Origin of the sequence: Thioclava sp. F36-7 (assembly GCF_002020075.1) — a bacterium.
Taxonomy (GTDB): domain Bacteria; phylum Pseudomonadota; class Alphaproteobacteria; order Rhodobacterales; family Rhodobacteraceae; genus Thioclava; species Thioclava sediminum.
In genome coordinates, this window is the sequence record NZ_MPZR01000012.1 from 75,147 (window position 1) to 98,047 (window position 22,901).

16 protein-coding genes are annotated in these 22,901 nt (G+C 63.2%); 13 read left to right on the forward strand and 3 right to left on the reverse strand.

The window, feature by feature from the left end; translation table 11 throughout:
• Nucleotides 1-18: 18 nt before the first annotated feature.
• A complete protein-coding gene (locus BMI89_RS18630; RefSeq protein ID WP_078572328.1) occupies nucleotides 19-1,605 on the reverse strand; it encodes an alpha-glucosidase in 1,587 nt (528 codons plus the stop codon).
• A 166-nt stretch (nucleotides 1,606-1,771) separates the two neighbouring features.
• Here BMI89_RS18630 and BMI89_RS18635 point away from each other — a divergent pair, with 166 nt between their 5' ends.
• Genes BMI89_RS18635 through BMI89_RS18660 form a run of 6 tightly spaced genes read left to right on the forward strand, consistent with a single transcriptional unit; the run spans nucleotide 1,772 to nucleotide 12,741 of the window.
• Entirely contained in the window at nucleotides 1,772-4,168 is a 2,397-nt protein-coding gene (locus BMI89_RS18635) for a glycogen/starch/alpha-glucan phosphorylase (protein WP_078572329.1), read from the forward strand.
• 13 nt (nucleotides 4,169-4,181) lie between these two features.
• On the forward strand, nucleotides 4,182-6,326 hold the full coding sequence (gene glgB / locus BMI89_RS18640) for a 1,4-alpha-glucan branching protein GlgB (protein WP_078572330.1): 2,145 nt from the start codon (nucleotides 4,182-4,184) through the stop codon (nucleotides 6,324-6,326).
• 26 nt (nucleotides 6,327-6,352) lie between these two features.
• The gene (glgC, locus tag BMI89_RS18645) at nucleotides 6,353-7,624 is read left to right on the forward strand and encodes a glucose-1-phosphate adenylyltransferase (RefSeq protein WP_078572331.1); all 1,272 of its coding nucleotides are present in this window, start codon (nucleotides 6,353-6,355) and stop codon (nucleotides 7,622-7,624) included.
• A 58-nt stretch (nucleotides 7,625-7,682) separates the two neighbouring features.
• Nucleotides 7,683-9,104 (forward strand): glycogen synthase GlgA, encoded by a 1,422-nt coding sequence (gene glgA / locus BMI89_RS18650; protein WP_078572332.1) that lies wholly within the window; start codon nucleotides 7,683-7,685, stop codon nucleotides 9,102-9,104.
• On the forward strand, nucleotides 9,101-11,119 hold the full coding sequence (glgX, locus tag BMI89_RS18655; protein ID WP_078572333.1) for a glycogen debranching protein GlgX: 2,019 nt from the start codon (nucleotides 9,101-9,103) through the stop codon (nucleotides 11,117-11,119). Before glgA ends, glgX begins: the two co-directional genes overlap by 4 nt.
• Nucleotides 11,116-12,741, forward strand: a complete 1,626-nt coding sequence (locus tag BMI89_RS18660; protein WP_078572334.1) for an alpha-D-glucose phosphate-specific phosphoglucomutase — start codon at nucleotides 11,116-11,118, stop codon at nucleotides 12,739-12,741. The genes glgX and BMI89_RS18660 overlap by 4 nt, the downstream gene beginning before the upstream one ends.
• 123 nt (nucleotides 12,742-12,864) lie before the next feature.
• On the opposite strand, the gene BMI89_RS18665 is transcribed toward BMI89_RS18660, so the two are convergent.
• On the reverse strand, nucleotides 12,865-13,836 hold the full coding sequence (locus BMI89_RS18665; RefSeq protein WP_078572335.1) for a quinone oxidoreductase: 972 nt from the start codon (nucleotides 13,834-13,836) through the stop codon (nucleotides 12,865-12,867).
• A gap of 47 nt (nucleotides 13,837-13,883) precedes the next feature.
• Entirely contained in the window at nucleotides 13,884-14,813 is a 930-nt protein-coding gene (locus tag BMI89_RS18670) for a LysR family regulator CbbR (protein ID WP_078540940.1), read from the reverse strand.
• Nucleotides 14,814-14,920: 107 nt separating this feature from the next.
• Between BMI89_RS18670 and BMI89_RS18675 the strand changes: the two genes are divergently transcribed.
• The 7 genes from BMI89_RS18675 to BMI89_RS18705 all read left to right on the forward strand — a co-directional run bounded on the left by BMI89_RS18675 (nucleotide 14,921) and on the right by BMI89_RS18705 (nucleotide 22,834).
• Entirely contained in the window at nucleotides 14,921-15,916 is a 996-nt protein-coding gene (locus tag BMI89_RS18675) for a class 1 fructose-bisphosphatase (RefSeq protein ID WP_078572336.1), read from the forward strand.
• Between the two features lie 3 nt (nucleotides 15,917-15,919).
• Nucleotides 15,920-16,792, forward strand: coding sequence for a phosphoribulokinase (locus tag BMI89_RS18680; protein ID WP_078572337.1), 873 nt, complete (start codon nucleotides 15,920-15,922; stop codon nucleotides 16,790-16,792).
• A gap of 17 nt (nucleotides 16,793-16,809) precedes the next feature.
• A complete protein-coding gene (gene tkt / locus BMI89_RS18685; protein ID WP_078572363.1) occupies nucleotides 16,810-18,783 on the forward strand; it encodes a transketolase in 1,974 nt (657 codons plus the stop codon).
• 13 nt (nucleotides 18,784-18,796) lie between these two features.
• Nucleotides 18,797-19,798, forward strand: a complete 1,002-nt coding sequence (gene gap, locus BMI89_RS18690) for a type I glyceraldehyde-3-phosphate dehydrogenase (protein WP_078540937.1) — start codon at nucleotides 18,797-18,799, stop codon at nucleotides 19,796-19,798.
• A 44-nt stretch (nucleotides 19,799-19,842) separates the two neighbouring features.
• Nucleotides 19,843-20,922 (forward strand): class II fructose-bisphosphate aldolase, encoded by a 1,080-nt coding sequence (fba, locus tag BMI89_RS18695; protein WP_078540936.1) that lies wholly within the window; start codon nucleotides 19,843-19,845, stop codon nucleotides 20,920-20,922.
• 71 nt (nucleotides 20,923-20,993) lie between these two features.
• Nucleotides 20,994-22,427, forward strand: a complete 1,434-nt coding sequence (locus BMI89_RS18700) for a form I ribulose bisphosphate carboxylase large subunit (protein WP_078540934.1) — start codon at nucleotides 20,994-20,996, stop codon at nucleotides 22,425-22,427.
• 41 nt (nucleotides 22,428-22,468) lie between these two features.
• Nucleotides 22,469-22,834: a ribulose bisphosphate carboxylase small subunit gene (locus BMI89_RS18705; RefSeq protein WP_078520682.1), complete on the forward strand. Its 366-nt coding sequence runs from the start codon at nucleotides 22,469-22,471 to the stop codon at nucleotides 22,832-22,834.
• The last annotated feature ends 67 nt before the right edge of the window (nucleotides 22,835-22,901 follow it).

Below are 22,901 nucleotides of genomic sequence, written 5' to 3' on the forward strand. Positions count from 1 at the left end.
CCGCCGCCCCATGGTGTCTTAGAGCTTCACCCAGGCCGCGCCATTCGGGCCGAGCGACAGCGTGCCGCCCTCCAGCGTTGCGGCAAGGCAGGGCCCGACGAGCTCCCCGTCAGCTTCGAGCGTCACCGGATCGGGGCCGAGATTGAAGTAGCAGGCGAATTTCATCGCGCCATCGTCGCGAATGAAGCCAAGCACCGGATCGGGCAGGTCGAGGAAGGTCGACGTGCCCTCGCGCAGCACCGGGTTTTCCTTCCGGAAAGCCAGAACGTTGCGGTAATAGGCGAGCACCGAGCCCTCATCGGCCTCTTCCAGTGCAACGGCGCGCGCCGCTTGCGGCGGCTTCACCGGCAGCCACGGCTTGGCCTTGGAGAAGCCCGCATTCGTGCTCTCGTCCCAGACCATCGGCGTGCGGCAACCGTCGCGCCCCTTGTTCTCGGGCCAGAAACGCAGGCCGGGCGGGTCGGTCAGCTCGTGATATTCCATCTCGGTCTCGGTCTGGCCGAGTTCCTCGCCCTGATAGATCCCGATCGTGCCCTGGAAGGACGCGAGCATCGCGATGGCCAGCCGCGCGATGCTGTCCTCGGTGCCGTATTTCGCCCAACGGGTCACATGGCGCTGCACGTCGTGGTTCGAGAACGACCAGCTCGGCCAGCCGTCGGGCGCACCCTTGAAGAAGCCCTCGATCTTGCCGCGGAAATGCGCCGGCGAGAATTTCGGGCCCAGCATGTCGAAGCTGTAGGCCATGTGCAGACGATCGTCGCCGCAGGTGTATTCTTCCATGATGCCGAGCGCGCGATGCGGCGCTTCGCCGACTTCACCGATCAGCGTACGCGCCTCGTAGTCGTCCATCACCGCGCGCATCTTCTTGAGGAAGGGGATGTTCTCGGGGCGGTTCTTGTCGAACTCGTGGTCCTGCATGTCGTAGGTCGAGACCGGCGGCCAACGTTCCGGATCGGGGTCCATCGCCGGATTGTCGCGCAGCTTCGGGTCGTGGAAGTAGTAATTCACCGTATCGAGGCGGAAGCCGTCAACGCCGCGATCCAGCCAGAAGCGGAACACGTCGAGCAATTCGTCCTGCACCTCGGGATTGTGCAGGTTCAGGTCGGGCTGCTCGATCAGGAAGTTATGCAGGTAATACTTGCCGCGCTCGGGAGCGTATTCCCACGACGAGCCGCCAAAGACTGATTGCCAGTTATTGGGCGGGCTGCCATCGGGCTTGGGATCGGCCCAGACATACCAATCCTTCTTCGCGCCGCCTTTCTTGGAGTCCTTGAACCACGGATGCTGATCGGAGCTGTGCGAGATCACCTGATCGATCACGACTTTCAGACCCAGCTCATGGGCGCGCGCCACCAGCGCGTCGAAATCCTCCAGCGTGCCGAATTGCGGATCGATGCCGCGATAATCGGAGACGTCATAGCCCATATCCGCCATCGGTGAGGTGAAGATCGGCGACAGCCAGATCGCATCGACGCCCAGCGAGGCGACATGATCGAGCCTGCGCGTGATCCCCTTAAGATCGCCGATCCCGTCGCCCGAGTCGTCTTGAAAGCTGCGCGGATAAATCTGGTAGATAACCGCCCCGCGCCACCAATCCTTCGCCATGAATCGCTCCTCTTTCAGTTTCCTGTTGCCCGTTATCGCGGCAAGGGTAGACTTGTTAGCGCAAACGGCAACCGCCGCTCAGGCCGTTTCTGCGCCTTCGCTTGACCTTGAGCAGGGGGCGGCACATCAATCAATTGCTATCTGACGCGTTCCGGAGACCTCCCCCTTGAAAGACACTCAATTGCCCAGTGCCGAGACAGTTCGCGAAGAAATTCTGCACCACATCACTTTTTCGATGGGCAAGGATCCCGACCATGCCTCGGTCTATGACTGGCGCATGGCGCTGTCTCTGGCGATCCGCGACCGGGTCGTGGCGCCATGGTTCGCGGCGACTCGACGGACATGGGAAGAGGGGCGAAAGCGGGTCTATTACCTCTCGATGGAATTCTTGATCGGGCGGATGCTGGAGGATGCCGCGATCAACCTCGGTCTGCGCGCCACCTGCCGCGAGGCGATGGAGGCGCTTGGTCAGGACTGGGAGGCTGTGGTCGAGAACGAACCCGACGCGGCGCTCGGCAACGGTGGGCTAGGGCGGTTGGCCGCGTGCTACATGGAGAGCATGGCGACGCTGGGCTGCCCCGGCTATGGCTACGGCATCCGCTATGAACACGGTCTTTTCAAGCAGCGCTTCGAGGGCGGGCGTCAGGTCGAGACGCCGGAGGACTGGCTTAAGCAGCGCCACCCGTGGGAATTCGAGCGTCCCGAAGCCGCCTATGAGATCGGCTTCAAGGGCCATGTCGAAACGCTGGACGGCAAGCCGCATTGGGTGCCGGGCGAGACCGTTCTGGCCGAGGCCTATGACATGCCGATCATTGGCTGGGAGGGCAAATGGGCCAACACGCTGCGGCTCTGGTCGGCCAAGCCCACCGAGCAGTTCGACCTCGCGCGGTTCAATCACGGCGATTACGCCGCCGCCGCCGAACCCGAGGCGCTGGCGCGCACGCTCAGCCGTGTGCTCTATCCCGATGACACGACCTATGCGGGCAAGGAATTGCGCCTCAAGCAGGAGTATTTCCTGACCTCCGCCGCGCTGCAGGACATCATGCGCCGCCATCTGGCCGCCGGGCACACGATCGAGGAACTGCCGGACTTCGTCGCGATCCAGATGAACGACACGCATCCGGCGATCGCGGGGCCGGAGCTGATCCGCATTCTGGTCGATCTGCATGGCATGGAGTTCGACGCCGCGCTCGACATCACGATGCAATGTCTGGGCTACACCAACCACACCCTGCTGCCCGAGGCGCTGGAGCGTTGGGCGACCTATCTGATGGGCACCGTGCTGCCGCGCCATATGCAGATCATCGAGAAGATCGACAGCTGGCACCGCCGCAAATTCCCCAAACGCGCGCATTACGTCGGCATCGTGAAGCATCAGGAGGTGCGGATGGGAGAGCTGGCCTTCATCACCTCGCATAAGGTGAACGGGGTCTCTGCGCTCCATACCGAGCTGATCAAGCGCAACCTGTTTCCCGAATTGGACCGGCTGCATCCGGGGCGCATCATCAACCAGACCAACGGGATCACGCCGCGCCGCTGGCTGCGCATGGCCAATGGCGAACTGTCGCATCTGATCATCGATACGATCGGCGATGGATGGGAGGCCGATCTCGACAAGCTGCGCGCACTGGAGCCCTATGCCGAGGATGCGAGCTTCCGCGACGCCTTCATGGCCGCGAAACGGCGCAACAAGGTGCATCTGGCGGATTGGGTGCGTGACACCCAAGGGATCACCCTCGACCCCGATGCGATCTTCGACATTCAGGTCAAGCGCATCCACGAATACAAGCGCCAGCTCCTCAACATCCTGCAGACCATCGCCGAATGGCACGCGATCCGCGAGAACCCGCAGGCCGAGTTCCAGCCGCGCGTGAAGATCTTCGGCGGCAAGGCGGCGCCGGGCTATCACACGGCCAAGCAGATCATCCGGCTGATCAATGACGTGGCCGAGGTGGTCAATAACGACCCCTACGTCGATGGACGTCTCAAGATCGTCTATCCGCCCAATTACAACGTCTCCATGGCCGAGCGGCTGATCCCGGCGGCGGACCTGTCAGAACAGATCTCGACCGCGGGCAAGGAGGCCTCCGGCACCGGCAACATGAAATTCGCACTGAACGGCGCGCTGACGATCGGCACGCTCGATGGCGCGAATGTGGAAATTCGTGAACAAGTTGGCGCGGAGAACTTCTTCCTCTTCGGCATGACCGCCGATGAGGTGATGGAGCGGCGCCGCGATCCCGAACATGCGCGCCACGCCATCCTTGCAAGCCAGCCTTTGCAGGACGTGCTGCAGATGATCGCCGAGGGACGGTTTTCTCCCGAGGAACCAGAACGCTATCACGATCTTGTTCACAATATGTGGCATAGCGATTATTTCCTCGTCGCTTCCGATTTCGAGGCCTACCGGAGCGCCCAGAAAGAGGTGGACACAGCCTTCGCCGATCGCGCAGGCTGGGCGAAGATGGCTGTTTTGAACACCGCGCGGATGGGGTTCTTCTCCTCCGACCGGGCGATCAAGGGCTACATGGACGAGATCTGGACCACGCAATCGGCCCTGTGAACCAAGGAGCGCTATGACACTTTCCCGCGACGAGGCCGAAGCGCTTATCCACGCGCAACATCCCGATCCGTTTTCCGTGCTGGGGCTGCATGACGGGGAAATCGTGGCGCTTGTGCCCGGCGCAGAAGAGGTCTGGGCGCTTGGCAAGACAGAGGTCGCGCTGGAGCCCGTCGTGCCGGGGATCTTCATCGGCAAATGGACCGAGGAAACCTACCGTCTGCGCGCGCGGCACGATCAGACGACATGGGATTTCGACGACCCTTACGGCTTCGCGCCGGTGCTCGGCGCGATCGACGAATACCTGATCGGGGAGGGGACGCATACGCGGCTCTGGGAGAAGCTCGGCGCCCATGTGATCACCCATCAGGACGTCGAAGGCGTGCATTTCGCGGTCTGGGCGCCCAATGCGCGCCGCGTCTCGGTCGTGGGCGATTTCAACTTCTGGGACGGTCGTCGCCACCAGATGCGCCGGATCGGCGTGTCCGGCGTGTGGGAGATTTTCGTTCCCGGCATCCATGCAGGCGCGCTCTACAAGTACGAGCTGCTCGACGCGGAGGGGACGGTGCTGCCGCTGAAGGCCGACCCGGTCGGCTTCGGTGCAGAGCATCCGCCCGCGCAGGCCTCGGTCGTGCGCAAACTCGGGCGGCATCGCTTTGGCGACAGTGCGTGGTGTCAGACCCGCGCCGAGGCGCAGGAACGCCACGCGCCGATCTCGGTCTACGAGGTGCATCTCGGGAGTTGGATGCGGATCTGGGACGAGGGGGGCAGACCGCTCTCCTATCACGAACTGGCCGAGAAACTGGTCGATTACGTCTGCGACATGGGCTTCACCCATATCGAGCTGTTGCCGATCACCGAACACCCGTTCGACGGCTCCTGGGGCTATCAGCCGATCGGGCTTTACGCGCCGACGATCCGTCACGGCCGCCCCGAGGAATTCGCGGAATTCGTGGATGCGGCGCACCGGCGGGGCCTCGGCGTGATCCTCGACTGGGTGCCCGGGCATTTCCCGACCGACGATCACGGGCTGCGACATTTCGACGGCACGGCGCTTTATGAGCATGCCGACCCGAAAGAGGGCTTCCATCAGGACTGGAACACGCTGATCTACAATTACGGGCGACGGGAAGTGTCCAACTACCTGCTGGCCAATGCGCTGTTCTGGCTGGAGGAATATCACCTCGACGGGCTGCGCGTGGATGCGGTTGCCTCTATGCTCTACCGCGACTACTCGCGCGCGGCCGGCGAATGGGTGCCCAACAAATATGGCGGGCGCGAGAACCTCGAGGCGATCGAGTTCCTGCAGAACATGAACGCGGCCTCTTATGGCGGCGCGGAAGGCATCATGACGGTGGCGGAGGAAAGCACCGCCTATCCCGGTGTCACGCGCCCCGTGCATGAGGACGGGTTGGGTTTCGGCTACAAGTGGAACATGGGCTGGATGAATGACAGCTTGCGCTATTTCGCGCGCGATCCGCTCTATCGCAAGTTCCACCACAACGAGCTGACCTTCGCGAGCTCGTACATTTACAGCGAGAATTTCATCCTGCCGATCAGCCATGACGAGGTGGTGCACGGCAAGGGCTCGATGCTGGGTAAAATGCCCGGCAACGACCCCGAGAAATACGCCAATCTGCGCGCTTTCTACGCGTTCCAATGGGCGCATCCGGGCAAGAAGCTTCTCTTCATGGGGCAGGAATTCGGCCAGTGGTCGGAATGGAGCCACGAGCGCGAGCTCGACTGGTATCTGCTCGACGATCCGCGCCACGACGGGCTGCGCGCGCTGGTGCGCGACCTCAACCGCCTCTATCGCGAGACGCCCGCGCTGCATTGGGGCGATTGCGAGCCGGACGGGTTCGAATGGATCGCCGCCGACGATTCCGAGGCCTCTGTCTTCATCTTCGAGCGCCGCGCGCCCGGGGCCGATCCGGTCGTGGTGGTCGCGAACCTGACCCCGGTCGAACACAGCTACCGCATCGGCCTGCCACTGGACGGCGAGTGGTGCGAGATACTCAACACGGATTCCGGTTTCTACGGCGGCGAGAACCGCGGCAATCTCGGTGCGATCCGCGCCGAAGATCACGCGCAGGGCCGCTGCGCCCATAGCGCGGAAGTGTATCTGCCGCCGCTGTCAGTCGTGATGTTCACGCCCGCGTAAGCGGTGCCCAGAGGAGGGGGAGGAATATGAAACCACAGCCCAACACGCGCCTGAGCGCGCAGGCCATGGCCTTCGTGCTGGCAGGCGGCCGCGGCAGCCGCCTGAAGGAATTGACCGACCGGCGCGCGAAACCCGCCGTCTATTTCGGCGGCAAGACCCGGATCATCGACTTCGCCCTGTCGAACGCGCTCAATTCCGGCATCCGCAAGATGGCGATCGCAACGCAATACAAGGCGCATTCGCTGATCCGCCACATCCAGCGCGGCTGGGATTTCTTCCGCGCGGAACGGAACGAATATCTCGACATCCTGCCCGCGAGCCAACGCGTGGCCGATAGCCGCTGGTATGCAGGCACCGCCGACGCGGTGGCGCAGAATATTGATATCATTGAAGATTACGGCGTGAAATACGTTATCATCCTCGCCGGCGACCACATCTACAAGATGGATTACGAGGTGATGCTGCGCCAGCATGTCGACACCAAGGCCGATGTCACGATCGGCTGTCTGACCGTGCCGCGGATGGAGGCGACCGCCTTTGGCGTGATGGCCATCGACAAGACCGGACAGATCACCGATTTCCTCGAAAAGCCCGCAGACCCGCCCGGGATGCCCAGCGACCCCGAGCACGCGCTGGCCTCGATGGGGATCTATGTCTTCGACTGGCAATTCCTGCGCGAGCTTCTGATCCGCGACATGGAAGACCCGAATTCGAGCCATGATTTCGGCCATGACCTGATCCCGCAGATCGTCAAACACGGCAAGGCGATGGCGCATAAGTTCTCGGATAGCTGCGTGACGACGGGGCTCGAGACCGAACCTTACTGGCGCGATGTGGGCACGGTGGATGCCTTCTGGCAGGCCAATATCGACCTGACCGATTTCACACCAAAGCTGGACCTCTACGACACCGAATGGCCGATCTGGACCTATGCCGAGATCGTGCCGCCCGCGAAATTCATCCATGACGAGGATGGCAGACGCGGCTCGGCAATCTCCTCGCTGGTCTCGGGCGACTGCATCGTCTCGGGCGCGGAGGTGCGCAATTCGCTGCTCTATACCGGCGTGCGCGCGCATAGTTTCGCGAGCCTGGAGGAGGCCGTCGTGCTGCCTTACGTCGATATCGGACGCCATGCGCGGCTGAGCCAATGCGTGATCGACCGCGGCGTGCATATTCCCGAAGGGCTCGTTGTGGGCGAAGACCCGGAGGAGGACGAGAAGTGGTTCCGCCGGTCGGAAGGCGGCGTCGTGCTGATCACGCAGACGATGCTCGACAAACGCGCGGCGGCATTGGACTAACGGGGGCAGAGAGCGGGGCGCTGCCCCGCGCCCCGGGATATTTGGAAAGAGCGAAGATATGAAACGCGTGCTCTCGGTTGCGTCAGAAGCGGTTCCGCTGATCAAGACGGGCGGTCTGGCCGATGTGGCGGGCGCATTGCCCGCCGCGCTCAAAGGGCAGGGCTGGGAGATGCGGGTGATGATCCCGGCCTATCGCGGGATTCTGAAAAAGCTGAAATCACCGAAACCGGTATGGGAAAGCGAGAGCCTCTATGGCGGCCCGGCGCGTCTGGTGCTGGGCAAGGCGGGCGGCATGGAGGTGCTGGCGCTGCAGGCCGACCATCTGTTCGACCGGGACGGGGGGCCGTATTCGCAAGACGGGCGCGACTACCCCGACAATGCCGAACGCTTCGCCGCCCTCAGTTTCGTCGCCGCCGAGATCGCGCGCGAGGGCGCGGGCAAATGGCAGCCCGATCTGGTGCATTGCCACGATTGGCAGACCGGGCTCGTGCCATGGTATCTGCGCGGCACCGGCATCCCGACCGTGATGACCATCCACAATATCGCATTTCAGGGCCGGTTCGGCCGCGACAAGCTGGCGGCGCTCGGGCTGCAGACCTGGGATTTCACCCGCGAGGGAGTGGAATTCTGGGGCGACATCTCGACGCTGAAAGCCGGGCTGGTTGCGGCGAGCGCGATCACCACGGTCAGCCCGCGCTACGCAGAAGAGCTGATGCGCGGCGAGTTCGGCATGGGGCTGGAAGGTGTCATTCAGGCGCGCGCGGGCGATCTGCACGGTATTCTCAACGGCATCGATCTGGATGTCTGGAACCCCGAGACCGATCCGGAAGTAACGTCTTTCTCTGCGGCGAAATCCGGCGGAAAATCGAAGAACCGCAAAGCCTTGGAGGCCGAATTTGATCTCGATGTGCCGGGACCGCTTGCGATCCTGATCTCGCGCCTGACGCCGCAGAAGGGGATCGATTTGCTCGCTCCGGCGCTCGGGCCCTATCTGGAGGCGGGCGGTGGTCTCGCGGTGCTGGGATCGGGCGATGGCTGGGCGGAAGATGCGATGCGCGACCTTGCCGCGCGTCACCCCGACCGGGTCGGCGTGAAGATCGGCTATGACGAGGCGCTGAGCCATCGGATGTATGCAGGTGGCGATGCGGTGCTGGTGCCCTCGCGCTTCGAGCCCTGTGGCCTGACCCAGCTCTACGGGCTGCGCTATGGGTGCCTGCCGGTGGTCTCCGCCGTCGGTGGTCTCGCCGATACGGTGGTGGGCGCGACGCCCGCGACCGAGGCTGCAGGCGCATCGACCGGGATCGTCTTCCATCCTGTCGACGATCTCGCGTTGCGGCAGGCGCTGATGAAGCTGATCGCGCTCTATGCCGATCGCAAGGGCTGGGCCGCGATGCAGCGCCGGGCAATGAAGACCGACTGGGGCTGGGACGGTTCGGCCGCACGCTACGCCGCGCTTTACGACGCGCTTCTCGCCCGATGAAGATCACTCCCGGCAAAGCGGACCCGCTGGGCGCCACGCCCTGCGAGGGCGGCGTGAACTTCGCGCTGGCCTCGGCTCATGCCGAGCGGGTGGAGCTTTGCCTGTTTACCAAGTCTGGCGAGCAGCGGATCGACCTGCCGGGGCGCAGCGGACCGACCTGGCACGGCTTCGTCGCGGGTCTTAAGCCGGGGGCGCGCTACGGCTACCGGGTGCATGGGCCCTGGGCGCCCGAGGCGGGGCATCGGTTCAACCCGGCGAAGCTTCTGATCGACCCCTATGCGCGCGAGATCGACTCGAAGATCAGCTGGCAAGCCCCTATGCAATATGGGAAATCCAAACCCGACCGGCGCAACAGCGCAAGCGTCACGCCGAAATCCGTCGTGGCCGAGATCGCGCGGCCCGATTGGGATCGGCCGCAGCATAGCTGGTCGGAGACGGTGATCTACGAGGCCAATCCCAAGGGGCTGACGATGACCCATCCGGAGGTGCCCGGAGCCTTGCGCGGCACTTGGGCGGGGCTCGCCTCCGATCCGATCCTCTCGCATCTCACCGATCTCGGGATCACCGCGATCGAGCTGCTGCCGAGCTGTGCCTATCTCGATGATCGCTTCCTCGTCGAGAAGGGCTTGAGCAACTACTGGGGTTACCAGCCCATCGCCAATTTCGCGCCGGAGCCGCGCTATTCCGGTGCCGATCCGCGCGGTGAATTTCGCGAGATGGTGCGGCGCTTTCATGGTGCCGGGATCGAGGTGATCCTCGACGTCGTCTATAACCACACGGGCGAGGGCAACGCGATCGGGCCGATGCTCAGCCTGCGCGGGATCGACAATGCGAGCTATTACCGCCTGACGCCCGAGGGCGCCTATATCGACGAGACCGGAACCGGCAATACGCTGGACCTGTCGAACCCGCTCTGTCTACGGCTGGTGATGGATTGCCTGCGCCATTGGGTCGAGGAGATGGGCGTCGATGGCTTCCGCTTCGATCTGGCCGCGACGCTGGCGCGCGGCACCTCGGGTGCCGTCGAAGCGCATGCGCAATTTCTCACCGCGATTGAGCAAGATCCGGTGCTGCGAGGGGTGAAATTGATCGCGGAGCCCTGGGATATCGGTCCGGGCGGCTATTACCTGGGTGGCTTCCCGCATCCGTTCACCGAATGGAACGACCGTTTCCGAGACGATGCGCGCCGGTTCTGGCGCGGCGACCGGGGCATGGCGGGCGATCTGGCGCGGCGCGTGGCAGGCTCGGCGGAAATCTTCGACCAGATGGGGCGGCCCGCGACGGCCTCGGTGAATTTCATCACCGCCCATGACGGCTTCACGCTGCAAGATCTTGTTTCCTATGGCGAAAAACAGAACCTCGCGAATGGCGAGGAAAACCGAGACGGCCATGATGCGAATTTCTCGGAAGCGCTGGAGAGCGTCGAGGCGCAGGCCCTGCGCAAACGCGCGCTGCTTGCGACGCTGATGATGAGCCAGGGCGTGCCAATGCTGCTGGCCGGTGACGAAATCGGCAATTCGCAGGGCGGCAATAACAACGCCTATGCGCAGGATAACGAGATCGGCTGGATCGACTGGAGCGCGCCCGACGATACTTTAAAAACCTTCGTCAAGCATCTGATCCAGATACGAAAAGATCACCGCGTCCTGCGACAAAACCGCTATCTGCACTCGCTGATCCGCAAGCAGGACGGGATGCGCGATCTGATCTGGCGGCTTGCCTCTGGCGAGGAACCCGAGCCGCATGATTGGAACGATCCCGAACTGCGCTGCATCGGCGTCGAAATCCGCGGCGCTGCCGAAGGAACGGCCGGCGAGGCCGGCAGCGAGGCGGTCTACGTGATCCTCAACGCAGGGCCCGCGTGCGATGTGAAATTGCCGCCGGGCCGCTGGACTCGCGCGCTCGATTCCGCCTTGCCCGGACGAGAAGCGGAACAAATCGACGCCCCCGAGGCTTGCCTTGCCGCACAATCCGTTCAAGTCTTTACCCGCGCCACAGTGCAGGAGAAATCATGACCCGCCACGCGACCCAGCCCATTGACGGCCAGAAACCCGGCACCTCGGGGCTGCGCAAGAAAACCCGCGTTTTCATGCAGCCAAGCTACCTCGAGAATTTCGTGCAATCGACCTTCGACGCAATCGGCGGCCTGCGCGGCAAGACCTTGGTTCTTGGCGGTGACGGGCGTTATTTCGGACGGGAAGCGGCAAGCACGATCCTGAAAATGGCCGCCGCCAACGGGGCCGCGCGGGTGATCGTGGGGCAGGGTGCGTGGCTGTCCACGCCCGCCGCGTCGAACCTGATCCGGCAGCGCCAGGCGGATGGCGGGATCATCCTCTCGGCCAGCCACAATCCGGGCGGCCCGGAGGAAGATTTCGGCGTCAAATACAACTCTGCAAATGGTGGCCCCGCGCCGGAATCGATCACCTCGGCGATCCACAAGCGCACGCAGGAGCTCAGCGAATATCATCTGCTGGATGCAGCAGATCCCGATCTGGACAGCCTCGGCGAGACGCCGCTCGGAGAGATGACCGTCGAAGTCGTCGACCCGGTTACCGCCTATGCCGACCTGATGGAAACGATATTTGATTTCAACGCGTTGCGGGACGTCTTTAAAGCGGGCTTCCGGATGCGGATGGACTCGATGTGCGCCATCACCGGACCTTACGCGGTTGAGATCTTCGAGAACCGCCTTGGCGCACCCGCAGGGACCGTCACGCATGGCACGCCGCTGCCGGATTTCGGCGGCATGCATCCCGATCCGAACCCGACCTGGGCGCATGAGCTGATGGACGAGATGATGGGCGAAAATGCCCCGGATTTCGGCGCGGCCTCGGATGGCGATGGCGACCGGAACATGATCCTGGGCGCGGGCACCTATGTCTCGCCGTCGGACAGCCTCGCTGTGCTGGCCGCAAATGCGCATCTCGTGCCGGGCTACAAGGACGGGTTGAAGGGCGTCGCGCGCTCGATGCCGACCTCTGCGGCGGCGGATCGGGTGGCCGAGGCGCTTGGCCTCGATTGCTACGAGACGCCGACGGGCTGGAAGTTCTTCGGCAATCTGATGGATGCGGGGCGCGTGTCGCTCTGTGGCGAGGAAAGTTTCGGCACGGGCTCCGACCATGTGCGCGAGAAGGACGGGCTCTGGGCAGTGCTGATGTGGCTCAACATCCTAGCCGTGCGCAAGATGTCGGTGGCCGAGATCATGGCCGATCATTTCGCGCGCTACGGCCGCAATTACTATTCGCGCCACGATTACGAGGCGCTGCCGACCGAGCAGGCAGAGGCGATGCTGGACGATCTGCGCAGCCGCCTTGGAGAGCTGAAAGGGACGCAGGTCGAAGGGCTTGTCGTCGAAAGCTCAGACGAGTTTTCCTATACCGACCCGGTCGATGGCTCCATCGCGGAAGGTCAGGGCTTCCGTATTCTGTTCGAAGGCGGCTCGCGCGTCGTGCTGCGGCTGTCGGGCACGGGCACCGAGGGCGCGACGCTGCGCGTGTATCTCGAGCGCTATGCGCCGGGACCGGATGGGCTAGACCATGATCCGCAAGAGGCGCTTTCGCCGATCATCCGGGCGACAGAGGCGCTGGTGGGCATCCGCGAACGCACGGGGCGCGAGAAACCCGACGTCATCACCTGATCCCGTCAGACGGCAAATCCGGTCGAGAAACAAAGTCGGGGGGCTGAAATCGCCCCCCGTTTTCATACTAGATGAATACCGATAATCGGTATTATGTAAATTATTAGTGCAGTTTGACGCCCATTATGGGGTCAAAACCGTGCTCCCGACCGTTTTACGGGCCTCTAGCGCCTCATGGGCAGCGGCGACATCTTCCAAAGAAAACGTCTGTGGCACGTCGATCTTGATCTCGCCTTTCCCAATCATCTCAAAAAGTTCTGCAGCGGAGTTGCGCAACCAGCCCGGTTGATCCGTGTGCTGGAACAAGGTCGGACGCGTCAGGAACAGCGAGTTGCGCGCCAGATCGTTGATCTTGAACTGATCCGCCGGACCCGAGCTTTGCCCGAAGCACACCAGCGTGCCGAACCGCTTGAGCACATCGAGCGACGTCATCACCGTATCCGCGCCGACCGAGTCATAGACCGCCGCAACGCCCGCGCCATCGGTGAGCCGTTTGACCTCCGCGCCGAAATCCTCGGACCGGTAATCGATCACCGCGTCATAGCCGTGCTCGAGCGCCCGCGCGCATTTCTCAGGCCCGCCAGCCGTGCCGATCGCGCGCACGCCCTTGGCCTTCAGCCATTGTCCCGCGATCGAGCCGACGCCACCGGCCGCCGCATGGAAAAGCACGGTGTCGCCAGACTTTACGGGATATGAGTGATGGATCAGGTAATGCACGGTCAGACCTTTGAGCATCACCGCCGCCGCGACCTCATCGGAGATATCGTCCGGGATCGGCACGACGTTCTTCGCAGCCATCACCCGGTGGCTCGCATAAGCGCCGTTGGGCTGTGTATAGGCCACGCGTTGTCCGACCTGCAGATCGACGCCGTCGCCAACCGCCTCGATGATGCCCGCCGCTTCGCCGCCGGTGATCAGATCGCTCTCCACCGGCCACGGGTAAAGCCCCGTCCGGAAGTAAACATCGATGAAATTCAAACCGATAGCGGTATGTCTTAAAGTGACTTCGCCGGGGCCCGGTTTGGGCACCTCGATCTCGATCTTGTGGAACTGGTCGCGCCCGCCGGGGCGCGAGATTGCCATCGCATAAGCCATGTTATCCTCCCTGTTGCCGCGCAAAGGTACTGCGCGCGGCCCCGGCGTCAATCCGGGATCGGATGCGGCAGGAAGGCTCCGTTCATTTCGACGATCTCATCCCAGACGCGCAGCGCCAGTTCGCGCGGGCGTTCGCTCTCGCGGCGCACGAGGAACCAGTGGCGCATCAGCGGCAATCCCGGCGCCGGGATCAGCGCCAGGCGTCCGGTCTCCAGCTCGTCCGTCACCGTGTGCAGGCTGAGAAACGCGATGCCGAGACCCGCCATCACCGCCTGCTTGATCGTCTCGTTGCTGTCCATCTCCAGCGTGTCGTAGAGCCGCCCGTCGCCGACCCGGTCGAGCCAGCGCGACATCAGGATGCGCGTCCCCGACCCTTCCTCGCGCGAGATGAAGGTCTCGCCGAAAAGCTGCTCCAGATCGTCGGCCTTGGAAATCAGCGGATGGTCCGGCGGCGCGACCAGCGCATGCGGATGCTGGCCGATCGGTTCGGCCACAACGGGTGGATGGCGTGGCGGACGGCCCATCACGGCGATGTCGAAACTGCCGCGCTCGATCCCTTCGATGATGGCCGAGCGGTTGCCCACGCGCAACGCGACCTCGATCTCGGGATGGGCGTCTTGCAGCATCTTCACCAGCCGCGGCGCGAAATATTTGCCGGTCGAGACGACGCCGAGCGTGATCCGCCCCACCTGCCCGCGCGCAATGGCGCTCAGCGTCGCCTCGGCCTGCGACAAGTTGTCCTCGATCCGCAGCGCGGTTTCGCGCAGCGCTTTGCCGGCCTCGGTCAGTTCTGATCCCGCACCGTCGACGGCGCGCTGGATCAATTTCATCCCGACCGCATCTTCCAAACCCCGAATTTGCGTATGAATTGCAGGCGTTGTGAGGTTCAGGCTCTCCCCGGCAGCGGTCAGAGACCCTCCCCGCGCCACCGCATCAAGCGCGCGCAATTGCTTCAGCGTTACAGCGTTCATCCGCATGTATTTTCAATTTCCCTTAACGCACATTCCCTTTATTTAAATTTCATAAAAATTCGATCCGGGCAATGGTCTGGCTCACAAGAACATCGACTTTGGAGGAGAAGAAGATGTCCGTGAGTTTCGACGGCCTCGGTATTTCTGCCGATCTTGCCGACACCATGACCCGCCTGACCAGCGTCGGCGCCCAGCTTGCCCGCATGATTGCGCGCAACGGGCTCGAGGGGAATCTGGCTGAGGCCGCAGGCACCAACGCCGGTGGCGACGGTCAGAAAGCGCTCGACGTGATCGCGGATGAGGCCTTCATGGATGCGCTGCGCGGTGGCGCGGTCCGCCATTACGCCTCGGAAGAACAAGACGAGGTGGTCGATTTCGGCGAGGGCACGCTCGCGCTTGCCATCGATCCGCTCGACGGATCCTCGAATATCGACGTGAATGTCTCGATCGGCACGATCTTCTCGATTTTCGAGGCCGCCGAGGACATGGATGCAAGCTTCCTGCGCCCGGCCAACGAGCAGATCGCGGGCGGCTACATCATCTTCGGGCCGCAGACCGCGCTGGTCGTGACCTTCGGCAAGGGTGTGCAGCAATGGGTTCTCGAGCCCGGCAGCGACATCTGGCGCCGCGTGGCCGATCCGAAGCCTCTGCCCTCCGAGACCTCGGAATACGCGATCAACGCGTCGAACTATCGCCACTGGCCGCAGCCGATCCGTGCCTTCATCGACGATCTCGTCGCCGGTGCCGAAGGTCCGCGCGGGCGCAATTTCAACATGCGCTGGATCGCCTCTCTGGTGGCCGAAACCCATCGCATCATCTCGCGCGGCGGCGTCTTCCTCTATCCGGGCGACGACCGCGACGGCTACGAGCGCGGACGTCTGCGCCACGTCTATGAATGCGCACCGATCGCGATGCTGATCGAGCAGCTCGGCGGCGAGGCCACCGACGGCGCCGATCCCATCATGTCCGCGACGCCCGACCGGCTGCATGCCCGCACGCCGTTCGTATTCGGCTCGGCCAGCAAGGTCGCCCGCGTCGCCGCCTATCACGACTTGCCGCAGGATGAAGCCCACGCGCTCTTCAACACCCGCGGCCTCTTCCGGAGCTAATCCATGTCCAAGAAACACCCCATCATTTCCGTCGTCGGTTCCTCCGGTGCAGGCACCTCGACGGTGAAATCGACCTTCGATCAGATCTTCCGTCGCGAAGGGATTTCCGCGGTCTCGATCGAGGGGGACGCCTTCCACCGCTACAACCGCGCCGACATGAAGGAAGAGCTGCAAAAGCGCTATGACGCGGGCGATCAGGGCTTTTCCCACTTCTCCTATGAAGCCAATGAACTCAAGGAGTTGGAGCGCGTCTTTCGCGAATATGGCGAGACCGGCAAGGGCAAGACCCGCCATTACGTCCATGACGATACCGAGGCCGAGAAATGGGGCACGCCGCCCGGCCACTTCACCGAATGGAGCGATTTCGAAGACGAGTCCGACCTGCTTTTCTACGAAGGTCTGCACGGCTGCGTGGTCAATGACGAGGTGAACCTCTCGGCGCTGGCGGATCTGAAGATCGGCGTCGTTCCGGTGATCAACCTCGAATGGATCCAGAAAATCCACCGCGACCGCGCCTCGCGGGGCTACACGACGGAAGCGGTCACCGATGTGATCCTGCGCCGCATGCATTCCTACGTGAACTGCATCACGCCGCAATTCACCGAGACGGATATCAACTTCCAACGCGTGCCGGTCGTCGACACCTCGAACCCGTTCGTGGCGCGCTGGATCCCGACGGCGGATGAGAGCCTCGTGGTGATCCGCTTCAAGAACCCGCGCGGCATCGATTTCCCCTACCTCACCTCGATGATCAACGGCTCATGGATGAGCCGCGCGAACTCTATCGTCATTCCCGGCAACCGTCAGGATCTGGCCATGCAGCTGATCCTCACCCCCCTCATCGAGCGCATCGTGCGTGAATCGAAGCGGGCTTGAGAAGGATGAACAAGGTGATGAAAGACATTCAAATCACTCAAGAAACGCGCATGGCGAATGCGATCCGTGCGCTTGCGATGGATGCGGTGCAAAAGGCCAATTCGGGCCATCCCGGGATGCCGATGGGCATGGCCGATGTGGCAACCGTTCTGTTCAACCGCTTCATGAATATCGATCCCACCGCGCCGAAATGGCCCGACCGCGATCGCTTCGTTCTGTCGGCGGGTCACGGCTCGATGCTGATCTACGCGATCAACCATCTGCTGGGCTATGAAGATATGGGCATGGACCAGATCAAGGCGTTCCGCCAGCTGGGTTCGCGCACCGCTGGCCACCCGGAATACGGCCATGCCGAGGGGATCGAAGTGACCACCGGGCCGCTCGGTCAGGGCATCGCCACCGCCGTGGGCATGGCGATTGCCGAGAAGATGAAGAACGCGCGCTATGGCGCTGATCTGGTGGATCATTTCACTTATGTCATCGCGGGAGACGGCTGCCTGATGGAAGGGATCAGCCACGAGGCGATCGACCTCGCGGGGCATCTCGAGCTCGGCAAGCTGATCGTGATGTGGGACGACAATTCGATCACCATCGACGGTGACACGGATCTGTCCACCTCGATGGACCAGAAGGCGCGTTTCGCGGCGGCTGGCTGGCACGTGCTCGAATGCGACGGCCATACGCCGACCGAGATCGCCGACGCGATCGAGGCCGCCCGTCAGGATCCGCGCCCCTCGATGATTGCCTGCCGCACCATCATCGGCTTCGGCGCGCCGAATAAGCAAGGCGGTCACGATGTCCACGGCGCACCGCTGGGTGACGCGGAAATCGCCGCCGCGCGCAAGCAGCTGCATTGGGATCACCCGCCCTTCGACATCCCTGCGGCGATTTACGACGAATGGGGCCGGATCGCGTCGCGAGGCGCGCGGGCGCGGGCGGAGTGGGAACAGCGGTTGAATACCGCAACCGTCCGCGCCGAATTCCTCGCTGCGGAAGAGGCCGACACCAGCCCCCTGGCCGCCGCGATCGTCGCCTACAAGCGCAAGCTGTCGGAAGATAAACCCAAGGTCGCGACCCGCAAGGCGAGCCAGATGGCGCTGGAAGTGGTCAACGCCACCCTGCCCTTCACCGTTGGCGGCTCGGCCGATCTGACCGGCTCGAACCTGACGAAATCCTCGGGCATGAAATCGATCACGCCGACGGATTTCACCGGCGATTACATCCATTACGGCATTCGCGAGCACGGCATGGCCGCCGCGATGAACGGTATCGTGCTGCATGGCGGGCTGCGGCCCTATGGCGGCACCTTCATGGCCTTCGCGGATTACTGCCGCCCCGCAATTCGTTTGTCGGCGCTGATGGGCGTGCCGACCTGCTATGTCATGACCCATGACTCGATCGGCCTCGGCGAGGACGGTCCCACCCATCAGCCGGTAGAGCATTTGGCCTCGCTCCGAGCCATTCCAAACTTGCTCATCCTCCGGCCGGCTGATGCGGTGGAGACCGCCGAGGCCTGGGAAATCGCCATGACCTCGACGGCAACGCCGACGATGATCGTGGCCTCGCGTCAGGGTCTGCCGACGGTTCGCACCGAACACACGGATCAGAACCTCACCGCCCGCGGCGCTTATCTGCTCCGGGCACCGGAAGCCCGCGACGTGACGCTGATCGCCACCGGGTCCGAGGTCGAGATCGCGATGGCGGCAGCCGACCAGCTGGCCGAGCAAGGGATCAAGGCGGCGGTCGTCTCCGCGCCGTGTTTCGAGCTCTTCGAGAAGCAGGACGCGGCGTATCGCGCCGAGGTTCTGGGCGATGCCCCGCGCGTCGGCTGCGAGGCGGCGATCCGTCAGGGCTGGGATCTCTTCCTGCGCCCCGAGGACCGCTTCGTGGGCATGACCGGTTTCGGGGCCTCGGCCCCTGCCCCGGCGCTCTACAAACACTTCAACATCACGTCCGAAGCGATTGTTTCGGATGCAAAAGAACTGATCTGAGGGACTAACGAGAATGACGGTTAAAGTTGCCATCAACGGGTTTGGACGTATCGGCCGCAACGTGCTGCGCGGGATCATTGAGTCGGGTCGCACCGATATCGAGGTGATCGCGATCAACGATCTGGGCCCGGTCGAAACCAACGCCCATCTGCTGCAATTCGACAGCGTCCACGGCCGCTTCCCGCAGGAGGTCACCACCGGCGAGGACTGGATCGACGCTGGCCGCGGCAAGATCAAGGTCACCGCGATCCGCGACCCCAAGGACCTGCCTTGGGGCGACGTCGATATCGCGATGGAATGCACGGGCATCTTCACCGCGCGCGAGAAAGCGGCCTTCCACCTCGAAAACGGCTCGAAGCGCGTGCTGGTCTCCGCCCCGGCGGCCGGTGCCGACAAGACCATCGTCTTCGGCGTCAATGACGGTGCGCTGACCAAGGACGATCTGGTCGTTTCGAACGCGTCCTGCACCACGAACTGCCTCTCGCCGGTCGCCAAGGCGCTCAATGACGCGATCGGCATCTCGAAAGGCTTCATGACCACGATCCACAGCTATACCGGCGACCAGCCGACGCTCGATACGATGCATTCGGACATGTATCGCGCCCGCGCCGCCGCGCTGTCGATGATCCCGACCTCGACCGGCGCTGCGAAAGCCGTGGGCCTGGTGCTGCCGGAGCTGAATGGCAAGCTCGACGGTGTCGCGATCCGCGTGCCGACGCCGAATGTCTCGGTCGTCGATCTGGTCTTCGAGGCCGCGAAGGACACCACGGTGGAAGAGGTCAACGCGGCTATCCGTGCCGCCGCTGACGGTCCGATGAAGGGCATCCTCGGCTACACCGACAAACCCAATGTTTCCAGCGATTTCAACCACGATCCTCACTCCTCGGTCTTCCACATGGACCAGACCAAGGTGATGGACGGGCGGATGGTCCGCATCCTGAGCTGGTACGACAACGAATGGGGTTTCTCCAACCGCATGGCGGACACCGCCGTCGCGATGGGAAAGCTCCTCTAACCGCGGTTCGAACCGTTTGGCCCACAACGTAAGGAACGACTGATATGGCATTGATTACGCTCAGACAACTGCTCGATCACGCCGCGGAATACGGCTACGGCGTGCCGGCGTTCAACATCAACAACATGGAACAGGGGATCGCCATCATGAAGGCGGCGGCGAAATGCGACGCTCCCGTCATCATGCAGGCCTCGCGCGGTGCGCGCAGCTATGCCGGCGACATCATGCTGCGCCACATGATCCAGGCGCTGTCGGAGATGTATCCCGATATCCCGCTGTGCATGCATCAGGACCACGGCAATAACGAGGCCACCTGCCTCACCGCGATCCGCCACGGCTTCACCTCCGTCATGATGGACGGTTCGCTGAAGGAAGACATGAAGACCCCCGCCGATTGGGACTACAATGTCGCGATCACCAAGCGCGTGGCCGACATGGCTCATTGGGTCGGCGCTTCGGTCGAGGGCGAGCTGGGCGTGCTCGGTAATCTCGAGACCGGCGAAGCGGCGGAGGAAGATGGCTCGGGCGCGGTTGGCAAACTCAGCCATGACCAGCTGCTGACCGATCCCGACGAGGCGCTCGATTTCGTCAAGCTGACCAAGGTCGACGCGCTGGCGATCGCCTGCGGCACCAGCCACGGCGCCTACAAGTTCTCGCGCAAGCCCACGGGCGACATCCTCGCGATCAGCCAGATCGAGAAGATCCACGCGAAGATCCCGAACGTCCATCTCGTGATGCACGGCTCGTCCAGCGTTCCGCAATATCTGCAGGACCTGATCAACGAGTCCGGCGGCGAGATGCCCCAGACCTACGGCGTCCCGGTCGAAGAGATCGAGCGCGGCATCAAGTCGGGCGTGCGCAAGGTGAATATCGACACCGACAACCGCATGGCGCTGACGGCTCAGTTCCGCAAGGTCGCGCAAGACAAGCCGACCGAGTTCGACCCGCGCAAATTCATGATCCCCGCGATGGAAGAGATGGAGAAGCTCTGCCTCGACCGTTTCCAGCGCTTCGGCACTGCCGGGAATGCCAGCAAGATCAAGGTGATCGACCTCGACGACATGGCCAAGCGCTATGCCGACGGATCGCTCGACCCGGTGATTTCGGCTGCAAAAGCCGCCTGACACACCCGCGATCCCGGCAGTCGAGCGCCCGGGGCCGCAGATATCGGATTTAGGGAGACAAGGAGACCCCGATGAACCAGCATGCAAATCCCGGTAAATACAGCGCCGGCGTCAAAGAGTACCGTGAAACCTACTGGGAGCCGAACTACACCCCCAAGGACAGCGACGTGCTCGCCGTCTTCAAGATCACGCCGCAGGCCGGTGTCCCGCGTGAGGAAGCCGCAGCCGCCGTCGCCGCGGAATCCTCGACCGGCACCTGGACCACCGTCTGGACCGATCTTCTGACCGATCTCGACTACTACAAGGGTCGCGCCTATGCGATCGAGGACGTGCCGGGCGACGACGAGAGCTACTACGCTTTCATCGCCTACCCGATGGGCCTGTTCGAAGAGGGCTCGGTCGTCAACGTCTTCACCTCGCTCGTGGGCAACGTGTTCGGCTTCAAGGCCGTCCGCGCGCTGCGTCTGGAAGATGTGCGCTTCCCGCTGTGGTTCGTGACCACCTGCGACGGCCCGCCCCACGGCATTCAGGTCGAGCGCGACAAGCTCGACAAATACGGTCGTCCCTTCCTCGGCTGCACGATCAAGCCGAAGCTGGGTCTGTCGGCGAAGAACTACGGTCGCGCAGTCTATGAGGCGCTGCGGGGCGGCCTCGACTTCACCAAGGATGACGAGAACATCAACTCCCAGCCTTTCATGCGCTGGCGCGACCGTTTCGAATTCTGTCAGGAAGCGATCGAGAAAGCCGAGCGCGAAACCGGCGAGCGCAAGGGCCACTACCTGAACGTCACCGCGCCGAACATCGAAGAGATGTATAAGCGCGCCGAGTTCGCCAAGGAGATCGGCTCGCCGATCATCATGTCGGACTACCTGACGATGGGCTGGGCCGCGCAGGCCTCGCTGAGCCGCTGGTGCCGCGATAACGGCATGCTGCTGCACGTGCACCGCGCGATGCATGGCGTGATCGACCGCCACCCCAAGCACGGCATCAACTTCCGCGTTCTCGCGAAGATGCTGCGCCTTCTTGGCGGCGACCACCTGCACTCGGGCACCGTCGTCGGCAAGCTCGAAGGCGACCGTGAGGCGACGCTGGGCTGGATCGACCTGATGCGCGACAAATACGTCAAGGAAGACCGTTCGCGCGGCATCTTCTTCGATCAGGACTGGGGTCAGATGCCGGGCGTGCTCCCGGTGGCTTCGGGCGGCATCCACGTCTGGCACATGCCCGCGCTGGTCAACATCTTCGGCGATGACAGCTGCCTTCAGTTCGGAGGCGGCACGCTGGGCCACCCCTGGGGCAACGCAGCCGGCGCTGCAGCCAACCGCGTCGCGGTCGAGGCCTGCGTCAAGGCACGCAACGAGGGCCGCGATCTCGAGAAGGAGTCGAAAGACATCATGACCTCGGCCGCCAAGCACTCGCCCGAACTCAAGATCGCCATGGAGACGTGGAAAGAGATCAAGTTCGAGTTCGACACCGTGGACAAGCTGGACGTGGCGCACCGCTAAGGCGCGGCCCTCCCACCAACGCCTGAGAAAGGACTGACACCATGAGTGAAATGCAAGATTACGGCTCGCGTATTTCGGACCCGAACAGCCGCAAGATGGGCACCTTCTCCTATCTGCCCCAGCTCAACGACGACGAGCTGCGTAAGCAGGTGGAGTACATCGTCTCGAAGGGCTGGAACCCGGCCATCGAGCATACCGAGCCCGAGAATATGCGGTCGAACTTCTGGTATATGTGGAAGCTGCCGATGTTCGGGGAAACCGATGTCGATGCGATCTTCCGCGAGATCGAGATGTGCAAGAAGGCGAACCCGGGCAACCATGTCCGCCTCGTCGGCTACGACAACTTCAAGCAGACGCAGGGCACCTCGATGGTGGTGCACCGCGCCGACATGTCGGCCTCTGCCTGATCTGACACGAGGGGCGGGCTGCCGATCGCGGCGGCCCGCCCTGCCCCTTTTTCCCGGATTTTCCAGC